The sequence below is a fragment of the Microcoleus sp. S36b_A4 genome, from assembly GCF_036700645.1.
Lineage (GTDB): Bacteria > Cyanobacteriota > Cyanobacteriia > Cyanobacteriales > Microcoleaceae > Microcoleus.
This window is the reverse complement of the sequence record NZ_JAUBPI010000180.1, coordinates 1-4,301: the sequence shown is the minus strand read 5'-3', so window position 1 is coordinate 4,301 and position 4,301 is coordinate 1. Positions and strand designations below refer to the sequence as shown.

General features: G+C 44.4%; 4 protein-coding genes. 3 read left to right on the top strand and 1 reads right to left on the bottom strand.

The genetic code is table 11. The annotated features are described in order from the left end of the window. Window positions 1-131 precede the first annotated feature (131 nt). The 3 genes from QUA03_RS28370 (at window position 132) to QUA03_RS28360 (ending at window position 3,836) form a co-directional block, all read left to right on the top strand. On the top strand, window positions 132-329 hold the full coding sequence (locus QUA03_RS28370) for a hypothetical protein (RefSeq protein WP_333216992.1): 198 nt from the start codon (window positions 132-134) through the stop codon (window positions 327-329). 202 nt (window positions 330-531) lie between these two features. Next, the gene (locus QUA03_RS28365) at window positions 532-2,388 is read left to right on the top strand and encodes an efflux RND transporter periplasmic adaptor subunit (RefSeq protein ID WP_445304882.1); all 1,857 of its coding nucleotides are present in this window, start codon (window positions 532-534) and stop codon (window positions 2,386-2,388) included. A 209-nt stretch (window positions 2,389-2,597) separates the two neighbouring features. Continuing rightward, window positions 2,598-3,836 (top strand): ABC transporter substrate-binding protein, encoded by a 1,239-nt coding sequence (locus QUA03_RS28360; RefSeq protein WP_333216988.1) that lies wholly within the window; start codon window positions 2,598-2,600, stop codon window positions 3,834-3,836. Window positions 3,837-3,899: 63 nt separating this feature from the next. Here the strand turns inward: QUA03_RS28360 and QUA03_RS28355 are convergent, their stop codons facing one another. After that, a complete protein-coding gene (locus tag QUA03_RS28355) occupies window positions 3,900-4,145 on the bottom strand; it encodes a hypothetical protein (RefSeq protein WP_333216986.1) in 246 nt (81 codons plus the stop codon). Window positions 4,146-4,301: the final 156 nt, after the last annotated feature.

Sequence of the window (4,301 nt, the reverse complement as noted above, 5' to 3'; positions counted from 1 at the left end):
AGCGGCGATGAATGATGACTATATGATGCAGATTCTCAAGTGCTTGTGTCAAGCCTGATTGAGATGCTCTTACCCTGCTCTAAAGTAGTAGATACGTCAGCAAAAATCTATATAGATAGATAGGGTAGTTTATGATATTGAATAGCTTGGAATTAAACACCACTTATAAATCAAATGCAGCCGTAGATGAGCTAGTGAGCGCATTGACAAACGAAATTGAAGCGCGAGCAGAGATTAAAAAAACGGAAAAAAATCTACAGCACAATCGCTTGTCATTAGGCACAACTTATCTTCGTATTTTAGAATCTGGTGGGCATCTGGGCTGCTGATGCGAAATTTCATCCTAATTTCATTTGACCGTGAAATACTAGGTTGAGTAGAGCATTTCTAGCTCTCGGTCATTGCTTAGCGGTCGCTTCTTGGAAAATGCTAATAAGTAACTTTACTTAATGGGTATCATTTACTTACCTTGGCAAAATACCAACTGCTAAACCTGTGGTACTCAACCTGATTTCAAGGACAATGCCAACGATGATATTTCATAAATATGCTCAATGTCCGGCAATTATTAGCAGCTTTTCGGGAAGTTTGTTCAGCCTAATTTTGCTAAGTTATCCTGCCGCTGTTTTTGCCCACGCTGGCCACGGAAATGAATTTCACCATAGCGGCGAAACAACTGAAACTCCTGCTGCTATTTCTGTCGATGCCGAAACAGCAAAACGGTTAGGAATTAAAATCTCCCCTGCCACGCGCCAGAGACTAGATATCGGCATTAAAACTACTGGAGAAATTGAAACTTTACCCAACGAAAAAGTAGAAGTTACGGCTCCTGTTGCTGGGAAAGTAGTAGAGTTGCTGGTTAAGCCTGGGGACAAAGTATCAAAAGGTCAAGCCCTTGCGGTTGTATCGAGTTCAGAATTAGGACAATTGCGGGTTGAATCTCTCTCGAAACGTGCCGAAGCTGAGGCCGATTTGCAGCAAGCGGAAGGAGATTTCAAACTAGCACGAGAAAATTACGATCGCCAAAGTCAGATATCTGCAGCAGAAATCGCCCAAGCCCAAACCCAATTGGCAGCGGTAACTAAGCAGTACCAGCAAGAACAAGAATTAGTAAATAAGCGTTCCGTGGTGCAAGCCGCTAAAGAAAACTATCAGCGTCAAGTTGAAATAGCGCAAGCCGACATAGCGCGAGCCGAAACAGAACTGACTGTGGCTAAAGAACAGTTCGATCGCGACAAAGAATTAGTGGCATCTGGGGCGATCGCGCGACGCACAATGCTGGAATCGCAAGCCCACTTCGCCGAAGCAAAAGCCGCTGTGGCGAAGGCAAAAAGCCGTCCTGAAGTTATCAAAGCCGAAACCGAAATTAAACAAGCCGAAGTAGACCTCCCAATGCGGGAATTGCGGGAATCTCAAGGCAGAGTAGCAGAAGCAAAAGCTCAACTTACCAGAGCTCAGAGCCGCCGGGAAGTCCTAGAAGCCGAGAACCAAGTCAAACGCGGCAAAACTGCCGTCGAAGTCGCTCAGTCGCGCATTCGCTTGGCTGATGCAGCCTATCAAGCGCGACTGCAACAATTAGGAACTGTTGCCAACGATCGAGGACTCGTTACCGTAGTTGCTCCGATTTCGGGCACGGTAGCCGATCGCGAAATCACCCCAGGAGAATCAGTAAACGCTGAAAAACCGTTGATGAGCCTCTTAAATGACAGCCGCGTTTTTGCCACAGCCAATATTTACGAAAAAGACCTGAATCAAGTAAAACAGGGTCAGGAAGTCAGGGTAAAAGTCGCTAATTTACCCGATCGCACTTTCAATGGAGAAATCGCCTTAATTGGGTCATCCGTGTCAGGAGAAACGCGGGTGGTGCCGGTGAAAGCAGAACTAGATAATATTAACGGTGAATTAAAGCCCGGACTGTTTGCTGAGTTGGAGATTTTAACAGACAAAACTGCCACAAATATTTTAGCAATTCCGAGTGCGGCGGTAGTGGATGTTAGCGGGAAAAAAACCGTTTACGTCCAAAATGGCAATGCTTATCAAGCGGTTGAAATTGAACTCGGTCAAACTGCGGGAGATTTAGTTGAAGTGAAGAGGGGTTTATTCGAGGGAGATTTGATAGTAACGCAGCGAGCACCTCAACTTTACGCACAATCTTTGCGCGGCGACAACAAGCCCTCAAAAGACGAGGAAAAGAAAGACGCAACTCCAAAGGTAACAGAAATTAATTTTAATAATTTACCCGTGTCTTTATGGTGGGCGGGAATAGGGGGAGGAGTTGCGATCGCATCTCTGACTTTTGCAGCAGGGGTTTGGTGGGGAAATCGGCGCGAAGAAAGTTCGGCAGCGGATTTTGTAACGGATGTAACGGATGTCAGGAAGAAGGCATAATACTGTAACTTTGTTAACTGTCAACAGTCAACAGTCAACTGTTTAAATATTCAGCACAATTCTTAGATGAGTAATTAACAGCCGCTGGCTAGTTTCGCCTTATCTCAGTTGGCGAAAGTTGGGAGTAAGATAGAATTACCAATTACCAATTACCTAACTAAATGTTCAGGACTATTGTAGTTGCACATACTCACTGCGGAAGTCCTAAGATGTTTAAGAAAAGTATCTTTACTCACATTCTCACCTCGTTCATCACTTTTTTACTGGTTGTTGCTTGCAGTCAAACCAATCAACCTACCACCACCACTAATACTCCGAGCAATACACCAGCAGCAGCTACACCCAATTGGGCCACTGCCCTTCCAATTGGAGCAGCATTCTCGCAAACCAGCAACTATGCTCTTTTAGCTCAAGAATCAGTGGGTGGTGTCAAAATTGCTGAGAAATATTTCAACGAGAGGGGAGGTGTTAATGGTACTCCTATTAAAATGGTGTTTCAAGACACTGGAGGAGATGAAGCAGGAGCCATCAACGCCTTCCAAACTCTAATTAATCAAGATCGAGTGGTTGGCATTGTTGGGCCATCATCTTCTCAGCAGGCATTTAGTGCCAATCCAATCGCAGAACGAGCAAAAGTGCCAGTCATTGGCGCATCGAATACTGCCAAAGGGATTCCTGAGATTGGTGAGTATATTGCGCGTGTCTCTGCACCTATTTCGCTTGTAGCTCCCAATGCAGTAAAGGCAGCGCTTAAGCTTAATCCTAAGATTAAAAAAGTCGCTGTCTTTTATGCTCAAAATGACGCTTTTACGACATCGGAGACAAAAATTTTCCAGCAAGCGATTAAAAACCAAGGGCTGGATATCGTCACCGTCCAAAAGTTCCAAACTACTGACACGGACTTCCAAGCTCAAATTGGTAATGCACTCGCTCTCCAACCCGACTTAGTTGTTATTTCAGGATTGGCAGCGGATGGAGGTAACTCGATCCGGCAACTGCGGGAACTGGGTTATCAAGGTACGATCGTTGGCGGCAATGGTTTGAACACATCTAATATCTTCTCGGTGTGTCAAGCACTCTGCGATGGTATTATCATTGCTCAAGCCTATAGTCCCGAAGCCCCAGGCGAAATCAATGCTGCCTTCCGCGATGCTTATGTAAAGCAAAGCAAGAAGGAACCACCGCAGTTTAGTGCTCAAGCCTTCACTGCCGTACAAGTATTCGTGGAAGCCTTGAAAGCTTTGGATAGTAAAACCAAACTCAGCGCGTTGTCATTGGCAGAGTTACGCACAAAGCTGAATCAGCAAATCCTAGCTGGAAAGTACAATACCCCTCTCGGTGAAATTTCCTTTACCCCTGAAGGTGAAGTTGTACAGAGCCAGTTTTACATTGCTCAAATCAAGATGGATGTAGATGGAAATAATGGCAAGTTCATCTTTTTGAAGTAAGTCAAAAGGGTACATCCCTATTTTGCAAAATAGTTGATTAATTTACCTACACGCAGAAATGCTCTACGATCGTTCTTCATCGAAAATATACGGCAGAGGTTTTTTACGCCCTTTGAATTTAGCGCGCATGATTACCCGTTCCGAGCGCTTTGGCGGTACTGGATTGTAGTCTATTTCGCCAATGCTTTCTACAGTTTGTGAGTAGTGTTTTGGTGCTTGCATAATAACTATTCTGATATCTTGCACTATTGTCAAGAACGGGCAAGATGCCCGTTCCACAAAGAATGACTTTTCTTGTGGAACAGGCATCTTGCCTGTTCCTAAACAAGTAATTGAGAATGGTGCAAGATGTGAGTATTGTTGTAAGCTGCATTGTCAAAAAAAATAGCAATAGACATCTCCAAAATAGTAACAGTTCGTGGTAATATCACATCATAAAGCTTTTTTGACCCAGAAACATGAGCG

Bases quoted from the DNA above. Each gene is read 5' to 3' on its own strand.
- QUA03_RS28370 (WP_333216992.1), top strand. From the start codon at position 132: ATGATATTGAATAGCTTGGAATTAAACACCACTTATAAATCAAATGCA.
- QUA03_RS28365 (WP_445304882.1), top strand. From the start codon at position 532: ATGATATTTCATAAATATGCTCAATGTCCGGCAATTATTAGCAGCTTT.
- QUA03_RS28360 (WP_333216988.1), top strand. From the start codon at position 2,598: ATGTTTAAGAAAAGTATCTTTACTCACATTCTCACCTCGTTCATCACT.
- QUA03_RS28355 (WP_333216986.1), bottom strand. From the start codon at position 4,145: ATGCCTGTTCCACAAGAAAAGTCATTCTTTGTGGAACGGGCATCTTGC.